This is a genomic window from uncultured Methanobrevibacter sp., assembly GCF_947170395.1.
GTDB lineage: Archaea > Methanobacteriota > Methanobacteria > Methanobacteriales > Methanobacteriaceae > Methanocatella.
In genome coordinates this window covers 1-15,400 of sequence record NZ_CAMVTE010000041.1, presented here as the reverse complement: position 1 = coordinate 15,400, position 15,400 = coordinate 1, and the positions used below count along the sequence as shown (strand labels likewise).

Genomic DNA, 15,400 nt, shown 5'->3' with positions numbered 1-15,400 from the left:
TAAGCCTCAGCTCGCCCATCATTCATCACATATCAGAGCTCATAGGGTTCATCATCGGCTTATTTTACAAGAATGATGATTATATATTTAACCGAACATTACTCCTGCTTCGGTGTTAAATATTTCTTCTTCTTTGGTTTTGCTCATGACCTTTTCGATAGCATCCATAAAGTCATCGACAGTAATCTTGTCACGTTTTTCACGGATTGCAAACATACCGGCTTCAGTACATACTGCCTTTAAATCAGCACCTGAAAGACCGTCAGTCAAATCACTGAGCAAGTCAAGGTCTGCCTCTTCATCCAAGGACATGTTTTTGGTGTGAATTTTAAGAATTTCCTTTCTTCCGTCAATGTTTGGAAGTGGAACTTCAATAAATCTGTCGAAACGACCCGGACGCAATAATGCAGGATCTAAGATATCCGGTCTGTTTGTTGCACCAATAATACCAATGTCTCCTCTGGATTCGAATCCGTCAAGTTCGGCAAGCAGTTGCATCAATGTTCTTTGAACTTCCCTGTCACCGCTGGTTGAACTTTTAAGTCTTTTGGCTGCAACGGCATCCAGCTCATCTATGAAAATGATAGCAGGTGCCTTTTCTTTTGCAAGTTCAAATACTTCACGCACAAGTCTTGCACCTTCACCGATGTATTTTTTAACAAATTCGGAAGCTACAATCTTAATGAAAGTTGCATTGGTTTCATTGGCCACTGCCTTGGCAAGCAATGTCTTACCTGTTCCAGGAGGACCATATAACAGTATTCCTTTAGGAGGTTCAATACCTACCTTTTCAAATAATTCCGGTTCGGTCAATGGCAATTCAACGGTTTCCTTAACCTCAATAATTTGCTCTTCCAAACCACCAATTTTATCGTAAGTGATATCGGGTTTTGTTTCAATTTCCATTCCTGAAACGTTTGCATCCTTTTCAGAAGGCAGAACTTCAACAATACCGAATGTCTGTTGATTGAGTGCTACTCTTGAACCAGGCACCAATAATTTTTCATCTAAGAATTTTGAATAATTAACCAGGAAACTAGGTCCGGTGCTACTTTTAACGGTCATCCTATTGTCATCTAAAACTTCAGTGATAGTAGCCAATACCAAAGGTGGAGACCTGAATCTGTCCACTTCGGAACGAAGGGATTTGGTTTCTCTTTCCAATCTGATTTTTTCATTTTCAATTAGGACTTTATCCTTTTCCAATTTCCTAACTTTCCACATTAAGTTGCTTTTAGCTTTGGATTTTTCTTCTCTTAAAGAATCTATCTCCTCTCGTAAAGATTCCACTTTATCAATCAATTGCTCTTTTGAAGAATTTTCCAAATCATCAAAATCATTCATGTGACTCATCTCCAGTTAGTTTATAATAAAATTTCATATACATTACTTTAATAACAATTTGTAATTTTAAAGTATTTAAAGGTATTCATTTTATAGCATACTAACAATTATTAATGAGGAATTTTAAATAATTAAATATAAAGAATAAAAGGGGAACTGATTATATGGAATGTGAAATTTGCGGTAAACCTGTACCTGAACATAATCCAATCAGAGCAAAAATCGAAGGATCAGTTATGGTTGTTTGTAAAGAGTGCTCAAAACTTGGAAAAATCCAAAAAGCACCTCCAAAACCAAAATATGTACAACAAAAAAATAAACAGCAGAAAAAAACAACTAAAAGAAATTACACCCGAAGAGACGAACCTTCCGAAGAATTGATAGAGGATTTCAACCACGAAATCAGAAAAGCAAGAGAATCAAAAGGATGGTCCAGGGAAGATTTGGGTCGCAAAATCAACGAAAGGGTTTCAGTAATAACAAGAATTGAAACCGGAAAAATGACACCTGACAATAAACTTACAAAAAAATTAGAAAAAGCATTGAACATCAAATTGCTAGAAGAAGTAAACAATGTCGACTTAAACCAGTTCATCAATACTTCCTCAGGTGAGAGAACCTTGGGAAATATTATGAAAATCAAAAGGAAATAGCTATTTTTTAAGATAGCTATTTAATTTTTCATTTTTTACATACCTGTTTTTACCAACAATCTTATAATCAATCATACCTTCATTTTTGGCTTTATGCGAATGATAGCCTGGAAAATCCTTTGATGAATCCAATAACTTTTGAAGTTGACCATAACCGTCATATTCATCACTGACAACCACAACATGAGCCGGAGGATGAATTTTTTTAATTTGCATAATGCTTAATGTAGGATCTTCATTTACAAAAAAGGCAGTTGCAACACTTGATTTTGTCCTAAGAGGAGATTTTAAGATATCTTCAACCAAAGAATCAGCAAACTCCGCATCAATTTGGCATGGTTTTGTAACCAAATTCAAATTACCGTGCCTTTCAATATCCGCTATTGCACTGAGCAGTTTCGAATTGCTTTCACCTCTAATTAAAATTAATGCCATAATAATCACTATCTAAAAAAAATAAAAAAGGTGAAAATCACCTGTTTTGGAAAGATTTCAACAGTCTGCTTCTGAATACAACGAGCAATATCAGAATAATTCCGACAGCAGTCTGAATACTTCCGAGTATATTCAGGATGTTTCCATCAACCGGTAAGTCCCATGAAGGAGATGACCTGTCACCCGGCAATGCATTGTAATAAACACCAACTGCTTTTGATCCTTGTTTGACGTTGATATCTTTAGGTTCAACATGGTCAACACCCATCAATATACCGTTATTAATAGCCCTATTGATGGAACCTGCAATAGCTGAAGCATCATATCCATATTTGTCAACTGAAGCCTCTACAATCTCTTTTGTAGTTGAAGCCAGACCTTGCTTGTCACTTCCATAAACCGACACACTGACCGAATTAGGGCTGACCGTCAAGGCATTACCCAATGCCTCATAAGCGTAAACGACTCTAAGCTCACCATCACAGACTGGACATCTGTCATAACCTTCAGATGCCGGATATCCCATACCCCAACCGCAGTTGTCACAGACTTTGGAGTATTGCTCATCCATAGGATAACCGGTCTCGTTCATATCTTTTGGAGTAAACATATCCCCTGTAGAAATTCCAGAAACGAGATTTACTCCACCACCACCATATTTTTCACCGGAATCATTAGCTACTTCACCCATAGCCTCTGAAAGAATTGTGGTAGCAGGATAACCATCACGAATCATTTTACCGATATTCATAGCAGTTTCTTTTCTCACATAGTCCGCAGTACCGTATAATGGATTTCCTTCGGTATTCCTCAAGTGAATAATAGCTCCTTTTTGACCAGGCTGCAATGTAGCCACACCACTGTTATAAGGAGTAACCTTAATGGTATTTGTAGCATCATCCACAGTAATTACATATGCATCAAAGGACCCCCCAATAGCAGCACCCATTGTTGGACCACCTACAAGAAGACGAGCCCCCTTGTAACCGGATGCAATTGAAGCGGCAGATGCTGCGGAAACATTGTTTTCCAAACTGGCAACAGCATCAACAATAGAATCCAACCTTGTATCAGAACTACCAGTACCCCCGGAGAGTACGGCAAACTGATTATTTTTTGACATCAAAAATGTGGACTGGAACATGTTGTCTGCAAAGGACATACTTCCGGCAGCCGCACCGTTAGGATCTTGGCCTGTAGGGTCAGTGATGATGATAATGTTACAAGTAGCAGCGACACTGCTCATTGTCATCAATAATATTATCAAAAAGACAATTGAAATTTTTAATCTATTCAAGTTCATCCATCAAAACCCCCTATCTAGTTTTATTCTCCAGTTCAACCGAAGAAAAGTCCTCAATAACAGTAACTGTTACAACACCAGTATTTTTATCTACCTGAACATCAGCTGCAGTAATCGGCGTTAGCGATGTTCCTGGAACCGTAGACTGTGTTGCGAATTCCTGAGCCGTCTGAATGGCATCCTGTAGTGAAACTTCTCTTTTAGAAGTCTTTAACACATCACCATAAATTACACTACCATCCCTAAAACCAGCTTGCATAACATTTGCCCTAATGGTATCCACCGGAACTATATCATTACCCTTAACGATGATTCCTGAAATCGGAATACCATTGTTAATCTCATCAGAAGATGCAAAAGCCACATAAGTAATTAAACGACCACAAACTATCAACATAAATGCGAGTAATAAAATAATTAATGTGTCTCTTCTAATCTTTATAAACATGTTTATATCCTCTTATATATCATATTCTTGTTGAAGAATAAATTATACATTTATTATATTAAGTTAATATGATATTTAAATTTATATAATGTCATTCAAAAGTGACTCTGCAGGATCCATTCCCTGTGCTCCAATGAGCAAAATGATGTCTTTTTTATCTGCTTTCTTATAAGTTTCGCTTAAACAATCCCTTAAATTGTCATAATGGGTAAATTCAACGTTGTTTTCATTTAAAGTTTTGAAAAAGACTTCCCTTTCATCATCTTCAACAAAATTCAAATCATTTACAACATCATTACTTGAAGATAAAATCAAATCAATGCTGTCATCCATGGATTGGACAAGAGCGTCCACATTCAACTGATTTATTTCAACCCCTCTGGAACCTCTGATTGCACATACAACATGCAATGTCCGATTATCGCCCAGCAATTTTTTTGTCTCTGAAATTGTTGCCTTAATACCATCAGGATTATGTGCAAAATCATCCAAAATCAATGGTTCATCATTCAATTTTGCAAAGCGTCTGTTTAAAGCCTTATAAGATTTGACACCATCAGTTATCACGTCAATATCCAATCCCAATGAAATTGTTGCGCCGATTGCAGAGAGGATATTTTGAATAAAATGAGCACTTCTGAAAGGCAGTTCATCATTGGTTAAAATAAGTTTATCCATGAATACGATTCCCTCACCATTATAGTATACTGCATTTTCATCACTTATCGGTGACATGGAAGTGTAAAATGGATTTTTAGCATCCAATTTCATTACCAAATCATCATCATGATTAAGTATGCAGGTGCCATCGCCAATGGCTTTCGGTACAGTAGATATCTCATCAAATACATCGTCAATTGAATTTACAAGACCTATATGGTCCATGGCAATATTGGTTATAACACCAACTTTGGGATTTATGGCCTCACTCATCAATGCGGCATGATTTTCCATAAGATTTCCCAGCCATCCCTGAACTTCAGACACTTCAATTACCAGATAGTCAAGCTCCCCATTTTCAATGACTTCATCTGAAATCAGTTTTGAAACCATAGGATCAATCAGGGTATTGAATTCCGATTCGCTGTCTGTATTTGTAAGTACGTGGTAGCCTGCGTTGTTTAAGATATGATATATTAAATGTGAAGTGGTGGATTTTCCATTGGTTCCTGTAATTACAACATTTGTGGAATTTGGAGAATATTTATTTATTGTGTGTGAAAGTGCATATGCATTTGCCAGCTCCACCTTGTCAGTAATTATCAGTGGAAAATTCAACCTTTCCGCCATTTCGATAGCTCCATCATTTGGAGTTTGAGTGATTAAACATGCAATGTTTTTATTGAAAGCTATCTCCACACCTGTTGCATTTATCCAATGTCTGATTACGATATCACCAGTATGAGAATCATTTAAAAAAGTAAATTTTCCAGTAAAGCCGTCAATGGAGAAAAAGTCATCGTTGCCTATGAGTTCCCCATGAATGGATTTTGCCAAATCTTGAATATTCATCTTATCACCCCAAATAAATATTAAAATATGTACATTTTAGCAAGAATGCCTATAATGCATAATACTGCAGTAATTGCCCAATAGCTCAATACAATTTTTGTTTCAGACATGCCGTAGTGATTTAATGTGTGGTGCAGCGGCTCAACAGGCAATTTAATGATATGTGCCCTGTGAAGTAAACTAACAACAACTGAAACAATAGGAACACCCAATGCAAGAACTCCAAAGTAAGGCAAATCAGTTATGATTACAGCTGCGGCATATCCGGTACCCAATACAAATGATCCTGTATCACCCATAAATATTGAAGCAGGGTGTTTGTTGAATACCAAGAATCCTAAACATAATCCTGCCAAAATTAAAAACGGAGGCATAATTGTTACAGGTCCAAACAAATAACCGTATGCGCAACATGCAATGGATGCAATTGCCACAATTCCCGCTGCAAGACCATCCATACCATCGATTAAATTAACTGAATTGATACAACCCAGAACAGCTATGATTACAACAGGAATAGCCAATAGACCTAATTGAAATCCTCCCAATGACACTCCAACTCCAGTCAATCCTAAAAATAATCCTAAAACAATTTGGCATATGATTTTTTCCAACTCTTCAGGTTCTGTCTTGATTGGAACCTCACCGATTACTTCAACTTTTCCCGCTTTTAACAGGTCATCAACTTCAGCCTTTGCTTTTGGAGTTGCAACACGAACTTCCTCACCCGGTTCAACATCCAATCTTCCCAAAGCGATTACTTCATCTGAAGTATTAACAACGATTTTTTGAATTTCCTTGACTTTAAGACCAATTAAATCATCAACCAAACCAACAATTCCACCTGCAAGCATGATAAATGACAATATTAAAATCGGAGTGTTATGATAGTATAAGGAAATAATTAAAGAAATTGTAAATAAAAATGCAATACCACCCATTGTAGGAGTACCGCTTTTATGTCTATGTTCACTAACTATAGGATTATCCGCAATCCTTGCTTTGAGCAATATTCTTTTAACATACCATGTAAAGAATATTGTAGCACATAATGTTACTAAAAAAAGAATTAACATATCTGTATTATTCATTTTACCACACAATAATATTTTAAACTAATAAAATATCTATTGGTAATACTATATAATTATAACTTATAACACAGATTCAAGTTAACTTATCAACTAATTTTTCAAGTTCTTCTTTTGATTTTGCCCTTGCAGTAACCCTCTGATATCCTTCAGGACCATGAACAACAAAATCATTATCTTCAAAAGATTTTACAGGCTCTTTTGGAGAAAGACCTTCATAATCGCCAATAGGAATTTCAGTTGAGTAATAATATTGTAATTTATCACTGATATTAGCTAGAGAAAACTCACCTATTGCCATATTAACCAGTTCACATAATGAGTTGACTCCACAGGTAGCTGTTGTCAAATATCTGGTACCATTAGGTCTTGTATTTACTTCAATGGCATATAGCTGATCTCTTTTCTTAGAGTACATGAAGTCCATTTCAAAAATTCCGTCGGAATCAAGATTTTTGGCCACTTTATATGCAGTGTGCTGAACCAAATTATTATCCAATCCTTCAACCATGCACGGACCTGTCTTGACCTTATTTAAAGGATGGGTTCCTTCAAGAGTTGTTTCACCTTTATAAATTGGAGGCAGGGCAACATACTCGCCATTGAAACCTAAAACTTCAATTGATATTTCAGATCCTTCAATGAATTCCTCACATAACGCCTGGTCAAATTCCTGGAAGTATTCCTCGACATCCTTGATGGATCTTGCGATTTTAATATCTTTACCTCCCTGACCTTCACCCTGCTTTAGGACAACAGGAAATTCAAGTTCAAGTTCTCCGGGACTGTTTAGGATTTGATAATTCGGAGTTACAACACCGATTTGTGAGTAAAACTCTTTAGTATTAATCTTATTTGAAGTAAGCTCAACAGCATTTACTCCTGCGGCAATAACCGGAATATTGTATTCAGACTCAACTTCCTCTTTCATGTGTGCAACATCTATCAAAGGAGGGTCTATCCCAATCAAAGGTACAATTGCATCCACATTCTGCATTAATGCAACCTGTTTTGGACCGTCCATACCCCTAGGAACAATAAATACCTGATCAGGCAAATCCAAATTGATAGCTTCCTCATTTGATTCTGTAAGAACACTTTCTATGCCCTTGCTTCTTACATACCAATCAATGTCATCATATAATCTTGAACCGATAAATAAAATTTTCATGCTATAATTCCCTTTAATATGTTTATAAATTCATTTGCTGCTTTTTCAACCACTTCTGTAGGGTTATCCGCATAATCCATGGATTCCGGCTCGATTCCTACAAAAATTATTCTAATATCACTATCCTTTTCCAGGAATTTGACAAAAAATGATAGGGACATCGAATGGGTTGAGATTCCAATGCTTGCAAAATCATATCTGTTTACTATTTTCACTTCTCCAGGTTCGCAGCCCATCAGGCATGCGTCCACAATTATCAGATGGGACGGATTTTCCTTTCGGATTTTACCTGTAAAATTTTCAGGAACTGTTTGAGAATCAATGAACATGATATTGTTGTTTTCAATGTTTTGTTCTTTTAATCTCTTAATTATATAAGGTCCAACACCGTCATCACATTTAAGCTCGTTGCCGACACCCAATACTATTAACTTTTCAAAACCATTTAAAAAATTACTTAATTGAGATTCAAAAGTCATTTCTTTCACCTTAAAATATCAGTTTGGATACTCTCAATCCCATTTCCCATAATATATTTTAATTTTACATTTATTAAATCATTGCTTTTTACCAATTGTTTTTCCAATGGAATCAACAAAGGAGGATTTAGCATAGGAGTCGGACCGCATACCAAATCATCATTGAGCAAGGTGAATGTCGTAATCTTCAATCCATTGACAAAACCGTCCTTATTGGATGTTAATGTTATTGTGCTTTCAAATTCAGAATCAATATCATCCAACAGGTCAAATTGAGAATAGATTACAGCATCGGAAAACACTTCATATTTTGCATGTTCATCCCAGTGAACATAATCCCTTTCCATATTTACAAGTTCACATGAGTTTATTATCCCTTTTGGGATTATTGTTCCATCTTTTTTGAGAAATTTCCTTGCATGATTCAGGACAGGAATTTCTTCCTCATCGATTAATGCAGTGTCCATCATCTCACACACAATTAAATCGATTTCCCGGTCAAACTCATAATCCAATACATCACAGTTTACGACTTTAACATTGTCAAAATCAGCCAGGTTTTCTCGAGCGCATTTATATGCCGAACTATCCATTTCAAGAGAGATTATCTCATCAAAATATTGGCTTAAAAAATAAGATAGGATTCCGCTTCCACATCCCAAATCACATGCCAGACTAGTTTTGCCGTCATAATCCTTAATTGCCTGAAAAAAAGCCGACAATCTGTCTTTATCATTCAACAAATCAAAATGATACTTTATGGTTTTGAATTTCATAAAAAAAAGAAATTAAAGAATTAATGATGGTGTCCGTGGTCATGGGAATGACCAGGTTCATTAAAATCTTCTCCGTTTGCAGTACTTGTGAGTTTTACGTGTTCAACACCTTTAAGCCTCATAATCCTTTCTGTCAAGTCTCTGATTTCTGCAATATCCCCATTTACAACAACGATTTCCATACAGTATTTATCTGTCATGTGAATATGCATACTAGTGTTAATTTCATTTCTAAAGCTGTGCTGAATTTCTGCTAAATTTTCCATTACTCCAGTATAATGATGATCATAGATGATTGTTACAATACCAATTCTTTGACCTTCCATGGAATTCATCCATTGGTATCTTACAATATAATCCTGAAGAGCATCACGAATTCCTTTTGAACGTGACTGATATCCCCTCTCTTTTAATACCTCATCAAAATCTGATAATAATTTTTTTGGTAATGACATACTTATTCTCATCATAAATAAACACTCAAAATATAAATTTATTAATTGTAATTATATTAATTAACTTATTTAAATGTTATGATTAAATTGAAAAAAAATATTACTACTGAAATAAAATATATCAGTCCACAAGGAGATAATATTCCCCGTCATCCTTGGCGATTGTTTTTAAAAGCCCCTTATTCTGCAGGGATAAAATGATATGATACATTCTAAAATTAGTGAGTTTCAAATCCCCATACAACAAATGACCTTCAAGAGTATATTTAGATATAAGATTCTTGTCATCAACCAAATCCCGAATTAATTCATATGATTCCTTTTCCTTCATGTTCAATTCTAATTCTTCAACATCCTTTTTAGAATTAACAGTGTTGATTTCCTTTTCATGTTCAGACAAGTTAGTTTTATTGTCCTTGAATACAACTAAACCTTTAGCATCAAGCTCTTCCAAAATCTGAACAAGGTCATACTCATGAAAACCCAATTCCTTTCTCAAGACTCCTAAAGGAATTCCTTCAGGATATTCAACATTGAATATCTTAATCTGGTCCAGTACAACCTCTTCATTTTTAGTAATGGTAATCATATAATCATCAATGAATTTTTATAATAATATTTTTAATCATTATATTATTAATATGTTATCCCAACTGCAGTTCATTTTCCAATGCCTTCGCTTCCTGCCTGTTTTTTTCGGCATTTTCTTCGGGAGTCAAGTCAAAAGGCCTTGTGAAAAACAAATCAATGTCATCAACGACCTGACAGATGGACATATGAACCAATTCCTTTAATGCTAAACTTTTTTGAACCCTATTAAGTGACTCATCACCATAAATTTTATCATAGTCATTTTTATATTCCCGGCGAATTTTTACAGGATCCAAGTCTGTTCTCAGCTTTTCTTCCTCATAATCCTCTGTCAAAAGTAAAAAGTTTATAAGTTCATCTTCCATTTCTGAAAAATCAACATCATCATCGTTTTCAATAATATTATGGAAATATTCGCTGACTGACTGGAAAACATCCCTTGAAACATTTCCTGTCAGAATAGCATCCTTAAACAAATCAAAAGTGCTTGAGATGTAATACTTTCCATTTTCCTCTTTTGTATTGAAAACCAATTCATTTTCAACATTAGCAACATATTGAATTATTACGATATCTTTAGCCTTCATAAATTGCTTGAGTGTAAATTTAGAATTTTTTAATTTGTAATCGGCATTCATTTTCAATGCAAAATCAATGCTTTCTATCTCTTCTTTTGAAATCTCCATAAACTCATCGTTCATAATAACTTCCCCATTATTTGTTTGGATTACCTCAGTAATAAATTTATATTAATCATGAAATTTATATTAAAAACCATGGAAGCTGAAGACATCTTGACAGACCTAAAAGAATTAACTCCACAGAAAAACATTAAAAAGTCTGAACTTATGAAAATACTCAAGGAATATGCTGCAACAATTTCAGTATATGATTTGATGATGGTTTCAGCACATATGAGAAAAGATGGTGAATTCGTTCATGCAAATTATCGGGAAAAATATCTGGAGATTTATATTAAATATTTTCTATTGCGCATGAAGGAAGTCCTGCAGAATGATTACTATGTTGATGCAAACATCGACAAAACTGCCTATGATGACTGTTTTCCTATGCTTGAGAGGACATTTGAAAAAGAAAAACTCGATGAAAATGATGGCAAATTCCCATTAATCTATGTGATAACATCATTATACACAACATTCATTCTGGAAGAACCGATTCATCCGGTTGGAAGTGAGTTTCCAGGAAATTTAAAAGTTGAAAATAGAAACGGCAAATTTTTATGCCCTGTAAAAGACAATCAGAAAGATAATGTCAATGCAATTTGCCATTTATGCCTTGCAGAGCAAACACCAGATATCTAGAGGTAAAACATGAATATTTGCTTATACGGTTCAGGAAGTAGAAAAATAGACAAAACTTATACTGATTTAGCATATGAACTGGGATGTGAAATGGCCAGGCAAGGACATACTTTGGTGTTCGGCGGTGGAGATACAGGAATGATGGGAGCATGTGCCAGAGGAGTCCATGACAATAACGGCAAAACAATTGGAATCGCACCTGAGTGGATTGGCGGATTTGAACCGTTATGTGAACATTGCAGCGAATTCATATATGTTGACACGATGGATGAGAGAAAGGCAGAATTTGTAAAAAATTCAGATGTTTTTATCATATCTCCCGGAGGCATAGGCACATTGGATGAATTCTTTGAAATCATTACACTTAAAAAACTAAAACAACACAACAAAGAGATTATTGTCTTTAATATTGGTCACTTTTTTGATAAAATGCTTGAGATGATTGATGAAATGGGTAAAAAAGGTTTTCTTTACAAACAGGAAGACCTCTTTAAAACCGCAAACACAATTGAAGATATTTTCAAATATTTGAGATGATGCTGCGGAATATGTTGGTGATTTGACTATTTAAAAAACAAGAGGGATTAAATGATTAGTGACATTAAAGCTTTGAAAATAGCCCAAAAACTTGAAACTGCAGACATTGACATTAAAAAAACAATTGAAAAAGCAACTACTGCAGGTTATCTTGGAGAAAAACATTTTTATTGTACAGTCCTTGAATACGGAGGAACTACACATACCGTTCCTGAAGTGTTGGGCGACAGATATTCATCACAACCTTTAGATAATCTCTATTACGACATCATTTCCAAAGCACTCGATTTGGATGGCGTTTACATTTCACTTTCTTATTGCAGTCCCAATTTAAACATACCTGAAGAGGAATGTTCAGAAATAATTGAATATGATGATTATGACCTTGATGAAGATGAATACGAATACATGATGCAATATTCATTTATTTCAGCAGACAGCGTTAAAAAATTCAAGATTTATGCCGAAGAGGGAATATCCGGACCAAAACCAACAGACGATATGGGAATCGTTACAAACATCATCAATGGAGAATATGAAACCCACTTGGCACTCAGATCTACTGATTTGTGCATGTCCAGCTTTAAGGTAATGCCTTTAAAGGAAAGCTTGCCAAAAGAACATCCATTATCATTGAAAAATCCGATAAATAAAATAATGATTGAAATGATTGACAAAGCTATCGTATTAAAATGAAAAAGAAATGGGATTAAACCCATTCTGTGGAATTAACATTGTTTAACTTATTGAATTCCATTAGATTGTTGAAAGTTTCGCTAAAGTCATTTTTATCATCTATTCCTCTTTTTGCAAAGTCAATGATAAATTTAACTCCGTCAACTTCAATTAGTTCAAAGGTTCCTTTCTCTCCGATGCTTTCATCAATGAAATTATATGTATTATTTCCAACTTCAAACACAGTGTATTTGTTTTCTGTGTCGTTTGTTATGTAATCATCTGCATCGTGCTCGGTGTGTTCGACTACAGACAAAATCTGCAAAGGCTCTTTTGAAGAATCATATAACACATAAACCCCATCACCGACATCCTTAAAATTAGCAGGTACCTGAAAATCAGTTGATTCAATTGCTGAAACAGCACTAATCATTATTAAACTTAAAAATAAAAAAACTACAATTTTTTTAAACATTCTATTATCTCCTAAAATAATTATATATCCATTTAAATATTTAAATTAAATTATCAATTGATGAATCAAGACGGTTCTTCAATATGCTGACTATCGGTCCGATAATTATTGCAGAGATTACAGTACCTTCACGAACCCCTGCCAGATAACCTAAAAATACAATTGACAACACTGCAGCAGTTATAACCATTGATGTGTCTATATAAGGCTTTACTTTTGCAAATTCCCTTTTTGAAACTTTTGATATTGCATAGATGAATCCATCTGCCGGCAAATAAACAACTTCCGTTTTGACTTCCAGCAAAACTCCAAATGCAATAACCACACAACTGACCAACAGCACAACCATTTGTGAGAGGTAATCGACAGGATTAACAAAACTAACCAGCATCAATGAAAAATCAATGCAGACAGAAAATATTGTCCCCATCACTATTTGCAGCAGTTGCCTTTTTTCAAAATCTCTTCTAAGAAGAATAATCTGTATTGAAATCAGAATTACATTAAAAATAAATGTAACAGTCCCAACACTCAATTTTGATATTAAACTGCAAACATAAGGAATTGATATTAACGGAGCGGTTCCCAAATTTGCTTTAATAGATAATGCAGCGCCCAAGGATATCAAAAAAAGAGAGAAAATATAAATTGCATATCTATTGAATTTTTTTAGCTCCATAAGTTAAATTATATGACAAAAATGTTAAATAATTTTCCAAAATTTCAAATTGATTTCACTGTAATTTTCACCCACACTTTCCTAAAAACATTAACATCCACATTTAACTTTTTGAAATTTACTTTTTAAAAAGCTTTGATATATATCCCTTTTAAAAAACAGTTTTGAAATGTAAAAAGACAGTTGTTAATGTAAAAGACAATCCATAAAATTAAAACTAAAACAAAAACAAGTGATTATTTTAACAGGAAAATGAATTATTCAGTAGGACATAGAAATATGAAAAATCAGTCAATATTAAAAAATAAAAAGAGTAGTGAGAAAAAATTAATCTCACTAGTTAATTGTTATTTTTGCAGATTTGCTTACAGATTTATAAGTGTTGTCACCAGCATAGTTAATGTTAGCAGTATATTTACCTTTTTTGGTTATATCAAGTTTAAATGTTGCTTGACCTTTAGCATTGGTTTTTGCTGTGTAAGTTTTTCCATTAACTTTTAGTGTGACTTTTTTACCTGCAGCAAAGTATGTTTTACCATCTACACCTTTTACTGTGCTTAAAGTAACTGTGTATGATTTGGTTTTTGCAGATGCTTTGAATGTTTTTGCATCAGCTTTCATTGTTACCGGTTTTTTAACTATAGTAATGAGGTATACTGACATGGTTGCATTATAGTTATCATCCCCAAGGAATGTTACAGCAAATGTCAATCTGTTTTCAGCAACTAAGTTGATTTGAACACTTGCATAACCGTTACTGTCAGTAGTTCTTTCAAGTATTTTACCATTGTAACCGATCAATACCAATTTATTTGCAAGTACCTTTCCACTGGCATCTTTGAGTTGAACGGTAAAGTTTCCTCCCCTTTCGCCGGAGTTGTATTCAATGGCCTTTTGTGTGTAGTTGTTACCTTCAATAACAGTAGCGCTTCTTACAGGTACAACAGTGTTTGCTGTAATTGTAATGTTTAGTTGGTGCATTTGATTCATGCCCGCATAAATAATATCAACCACAGCATTCTTATCTAACATTATAACAAAAGCACCATTAGAATCTGTAGTAGCTTCTGATTCTACACCATTTATTTTATAAGATATTGGAGCGTTTGCAATTGCATGACCGTCAGCATCCATTAAAACTGCACTGATATTGCCCATTCCGATTACAATGTTAGTGAATTTGCTTGCAACAGGAACTGTTGAATTATTGTGGAATATTTTATCTATAAGATCTGACAGACCAGACAAGTCAAAATCAGTTAAATTAAAACCAGTCCAATTAAACAAACCAGACAAATCAAAATCAGCCCAATTAAACAAACCAGATAAATCAATTGTACCATTACCAAAGCTAATTCCAGTACCATTCAACAAACCAGAAATATCAAGAGTACCGTTACCAAAGCTAATTCCAGTACCATTCAACAAACCAGAAATATCAAGAGTACCGT

Annotated in this window: 19 protein-coding genes; 4 read left to right on the top strand and 15 right to left on the bottom strand. The window is 34.5% G+C overall.

Annotation, left to right across the window (positions count from 1 at the left end; all coding sequences use genetic code 11):
• Positions 1 to 87: 87 nt before the first annotated feature.
• Positions 88 to 1,326, bottom strand: coding sequence for a proteasome-activating nucleotidase (locus Q0W04_RS09535; protein ID WP_298502599.1), 1,239 nt, complete (start codon positions 1,324 to 1,326; stop codon positions 88 to 90).
• A 182-nt stretch (positions 1,327 to 1,508) separates the two neighbouring features.
• Between Q0W04_RS09535 and Q0W04_RS09530 the strand changes: the two genes are divergently transcribed.
• Positions 1,509 to 1,997, top strand: coding sequence for a multiprotein bridging factor aMBF1 (locus Q0W04_RS09530; protein WP_298502595.1), 489 nt, complete (start codon positions 1,509 to 1,511; stop codon positions 1,995 to 1,997).
• Here the strand turns inward: Q0W04_RS09530 and Q0W04_RS09525 are convergent, their stop codons facing one another.
• The 11 genes from Q0W04_RS09525 to Q0W04_RS09475 form a co-directional block, all read right to left on the bottom strand.
• Positions 1,998 to 2,432 carry a DUF356 domain-containing protein gene (locus Q0W04_RS09525; RefSeq protein WP_298502593.1) on the bottom strand — a complete coding sequence of 145 codons (435 nt, stop codon included), beginning with the start codon at positions 2,430 to 2,432 and terminating at the stop codon, positions 1,998 to 2,000.
• Between the two features lie 37 nt (positions 2,433 to 2,469).
• Positions 2,470 to 3,687 (bottom strand): hypothetical protein, encoded by a 1,218-nt coding sequence (locus tag Q0W04_RS09520; RefSeq protein WP_298502597.1) that lies wholly within the window; start codon positions 3,685 to 3,687, stop codon positions 2,470 to 2,472.
• Positions 3,688 to 3,748: 61 nt separating this feature from the next.
• Positions 3,749 to 4,183 (bottom strand): hypothetical protein, encoded by a 435-nt coding sequence (locus tag Q0W04_RS09515; protein ID WP_298502591.1) that lies wholly within the window; start codon positions 4,181 to 4,183, stop codon positions 3,749 to 3,751.
• Positions 4,184 to 4,264: 81 nt separating this feature from the next.
• Positions 4,265 to 5,695, bottom strand: a complete 1,431-nt coding sequence (locus Q0W04_RS09510) for a Mur ligase family protein (RefSeq protein ID WP_298502590.1) — start codon at positions 5,693 to 5,695, stop codon at positions 4,265 to 4,267.
• Positions 5,696 to 5,715: 20 nt separating this feature from the next.
• Positions 5,716 to 6,798, bottom strand: coding sequence for a glycosyltransferase family 4 protein (locus tag Q0W04_RS09505; protein ID WP_298502588.1), 1,083 nt, complete (start codon positions 6,796 to 6,798; stop codon positions 5,716 to 5,718).
• Between the two features lie 64 nt (positions 6,799 to 6,862).
• Entirely contained in the window at positions 6,863 to 7,957 is a 1,095-nt protein-coding gene (locus Q0W04_RS09500; protein WP_298502586.1) for an acetyl-CoA carboxylase biotin carboxylase subunit family protein, read from the bottom strand.
• Positions 7,954 to 8,436, bottom strand: coding sequence for a hydrogenase maturation peptidase HycI (gene hycI, locus Q0W04_RS09495; protein ID WP_298502583.1), 483 nt, complete (start codon positions 8,434 to 8,436; stop codon positions 7,954 to 7,956). Before hycI ends, Q0W04_RS09500 begins: the two co-directional genes overlap by 4 nt.
• Positions 8,437 to 8,441: 5 nt before the next feature.
• Positions 8,442 to 9,176, bottom strand: a complete 735-nt coding sequence (locus tag Q0W04_RS09490) for a methyltransferase domain-containing protein (RefSeq protein ID WP_298502580.1) — start codon at positions 9,174 to 9,176, stop codon at positions 8,442 to 8,444.
• Between the two features lie 56 nt (positions 9,177 to 9,232).
• Positions 9,233 to 9,682 carry a nickel-responsive transcriptional regulator NikR gene (nikR, locus tag Q0W04_RS09485; protein WP_298502577.1) on the bottom strand — a complete coding sequence of 150 codons (450 nt, stop codon included), beginning with the start codon at positions 9,680 to 9,682 and terminating at the stop codon, positions 9,233 to 9,235.
• Positions 9,683 to 9,788: 106 nt separating this feature from the next.
• Positions 9,789 to 10,256 carry a hypothetical protein gene (locus tag Q0W04_RS09480; RefSeq protein WP_298502575.1) on the bottom strand — a complete coding sequence of 156 codons (468 nt, stop codon included), beginning with the start codon at positions 10,254 to 10,256 and terminating at the stop codon, positions 9,789 to 9,791.
• Between the two features lie 55 nt (positions 10,257 to 10,311).
• The gene (locus tag Q0W04_RS09475) at positions 10,312 to 10,959 is read right to left on the bottom strand and encodes a hypothetical protein (protein WP_298502572.1); all 648 of its coding nucleotides are present in this window, start codon (positions 10,957 to 10,959) and stop codon (positions 10,312 to 10,314) included.
• Positions 10,960 to 11,013: 54 nt separating this feature from the next.
• Between Q0W04_RS09475 and Q0W04_RS09470 the strand changes: the two genes are divergently transcribed.
• The 3 genes from Q0W04_RS09470 to Q0W04_RS09460 are packed head-to-tail and all read left to right on the top strand — an operon-like array spanning position 11,014 to position 12,816.
• Positions 11,014 to 11,583, top strand: a complete 570-nt coding sequence (locus tag Q0W04_RS09470; RefSeq protein ID WP_298502569.1) for a DUF2115 domain-containing protein — start codon at positions 11,014 to 11,016, stop codon at positions 11,581 to 11,583.
• A 9-nt stretch (positions 11,584 to 11,592) separates the two neighbouring features.
• Complete coding sequence (locus tag Q0W04_RS09465) at positions 11,593 to 12,120, top strand: TIGR00730 family Rossman fold protein (RefSeq protein ID WP_298502566.1); 528 nt, start codon at positions 11,593 to 11,595, stop codon at positions 12,118 to 12,120.
• 51 nt (positions 12,121 to 12,171) lie between these two features.
• On the top strand, positions 12,172 to 12,816 hold the full coding sequence (locus tag Q0W04_RS09460) for a hypothetical protein (RefSeq protein ID WP_298502563.1): 645 nt from the start codon (positions 12,172 to 12,174) through the stop codon (positions 12,814 to 12,816).
• A gap of 13 nt (positions 12,817 to 12,829) precedes the next feature.
• Here the strand turns inward: Q0W04_RS09460 and Q0W04_RS09455 are convergent, their stop codons facing one another.
• From Q0W04_RS09455 to Q0W04_RS09445, 3 genes are all read right to left on the bottom strand, one after another.
• Entirely contained in the window at positions 12,830 to 13,270 is a 441-nt protein-coding gene (locus tag Q0W04_RS09455) for a hypothetical protein (RefSeq protein ID WP_298502558.1), read from the bottom strand.
• Positions 13,271 to 13,310: 40 nt separating this feature from the next.
• On the bottom strand, positions 13,311 to 13,949 hold the full coding sequence (locus Q0W04_RS09450) for a YitT family protein (RefSeq protein ID WP_298502553.1): 639 nt from the start codon (positions 13,947 to 13,949) through the stop codon (positions 13,311 to 13,313).
• A gap of 336 nt (positions 13,950 to 14,285) precedes the next feature.
• On the bottom strand, positions 14,286 to 15,400 hold a 1,115-nt coding region (locus Q0W04_RS09445; protein WP_298502550.1), incomplete at its 5' end, for an Ig-like domain-containing protein.

Bases quoted from the DNA above. Each gene is read 5' to 3' on its own strand.
- Q0W04_RS09450 (WP_298502553.1), bottom strand. From the start codon at position 13,949: ATGGAGCTAAAAAAATTCAATAGATATGCAATTTATATTTTCTCTCTT.
- Q0W04_RS09510 (WP_298502590.1), bottom strand. From the start codon at position 5,695: ATGAATATTCAAGATTTGGCAAAATCCATTCATGGGGAACTCATAGGC.
- Q0W04_RS09500 (WP_298502586.1), bottom strand. From the start codon at position 7,957: ATGAAAATTTTATTTATCGGTTCAAGATTATATGATGACATTGATTGG.
- Q0W04_RS09480 (WP_298502575.1), bottom strand. From the start codon at position 10,256: ATGATTACCATTACTAAAAATGAAGAGGTTGTACTGGACCAGATTAAG.
- Q0W04_RS09475 (WP_298502572.1), bottom strand. From the start codon at position 10,959: ATGAACGATGAGTTTATGGAGATTTCAAAAGAAGAGATAGAAAGCATT.
- Q0W04_RS09465 (WP_298502566.1), top strand. From the start codon at position 11,593: ATGAATATTTGCTTATACGGTTCAGGAAGTAGAAAAATAGACAAAACT.
- Q0W04_RS09515 (WP_298502591.1), bottom strand. From the start codon at position 4,183: ATGTTTATAAAGATTAGAAGAGACACATTAATTATTTTATTACTCGCA.
- Q0W04_RS09460 (WP_298502563.1), top strand. From the start codon at position 12,172: ATGATTAGTGACATTAAAGCTTTGAAAATAGCCCAAAAACTTGAAACT.
- Q0W04_RS09525 (WP_298502593.1), bottom strand. From the start codon at position 2,432: ATGGCATTAATTTTAATTAGAGGTGAAAGCAATTCGAAACTGCTCAGT.
- Q0W04_RS09470 (WP_298502569.1), top strand. From the start codon at position 11,014: ATGAAATTTATATTAAAAACCATGGAAGCTGAAGACATCTTGACAGAC.
- Q0W04_RS09530 (WP_298502595.1), top strand. From the start codon at position 1,509: ATGGAATGTGAAATTTGCGGTAAACCTGTACCTGAACATAATCCAATC.
- Q0W04_RS09455 (WP_298502558.1), bottom strand. From the start codon at position 13,270: ATGTTTAAAAAAATTGTAGTTTTTTTATTTTTAAGTTTAATAATGATT.
- nikR (WP_298502577.1), bottom strand. From the start codon at position 9,682: ATGATGAGAATAAGTATGTCATTACCAAAAAAATTATTATCAGATTTT.
- hycI (WP_298502583.1), bottom strand. From the start codon at position 8,436: ATGACTTTTGAATCTCAATTAAGTAATTTTTTAAATGGTTTTGAAAAG.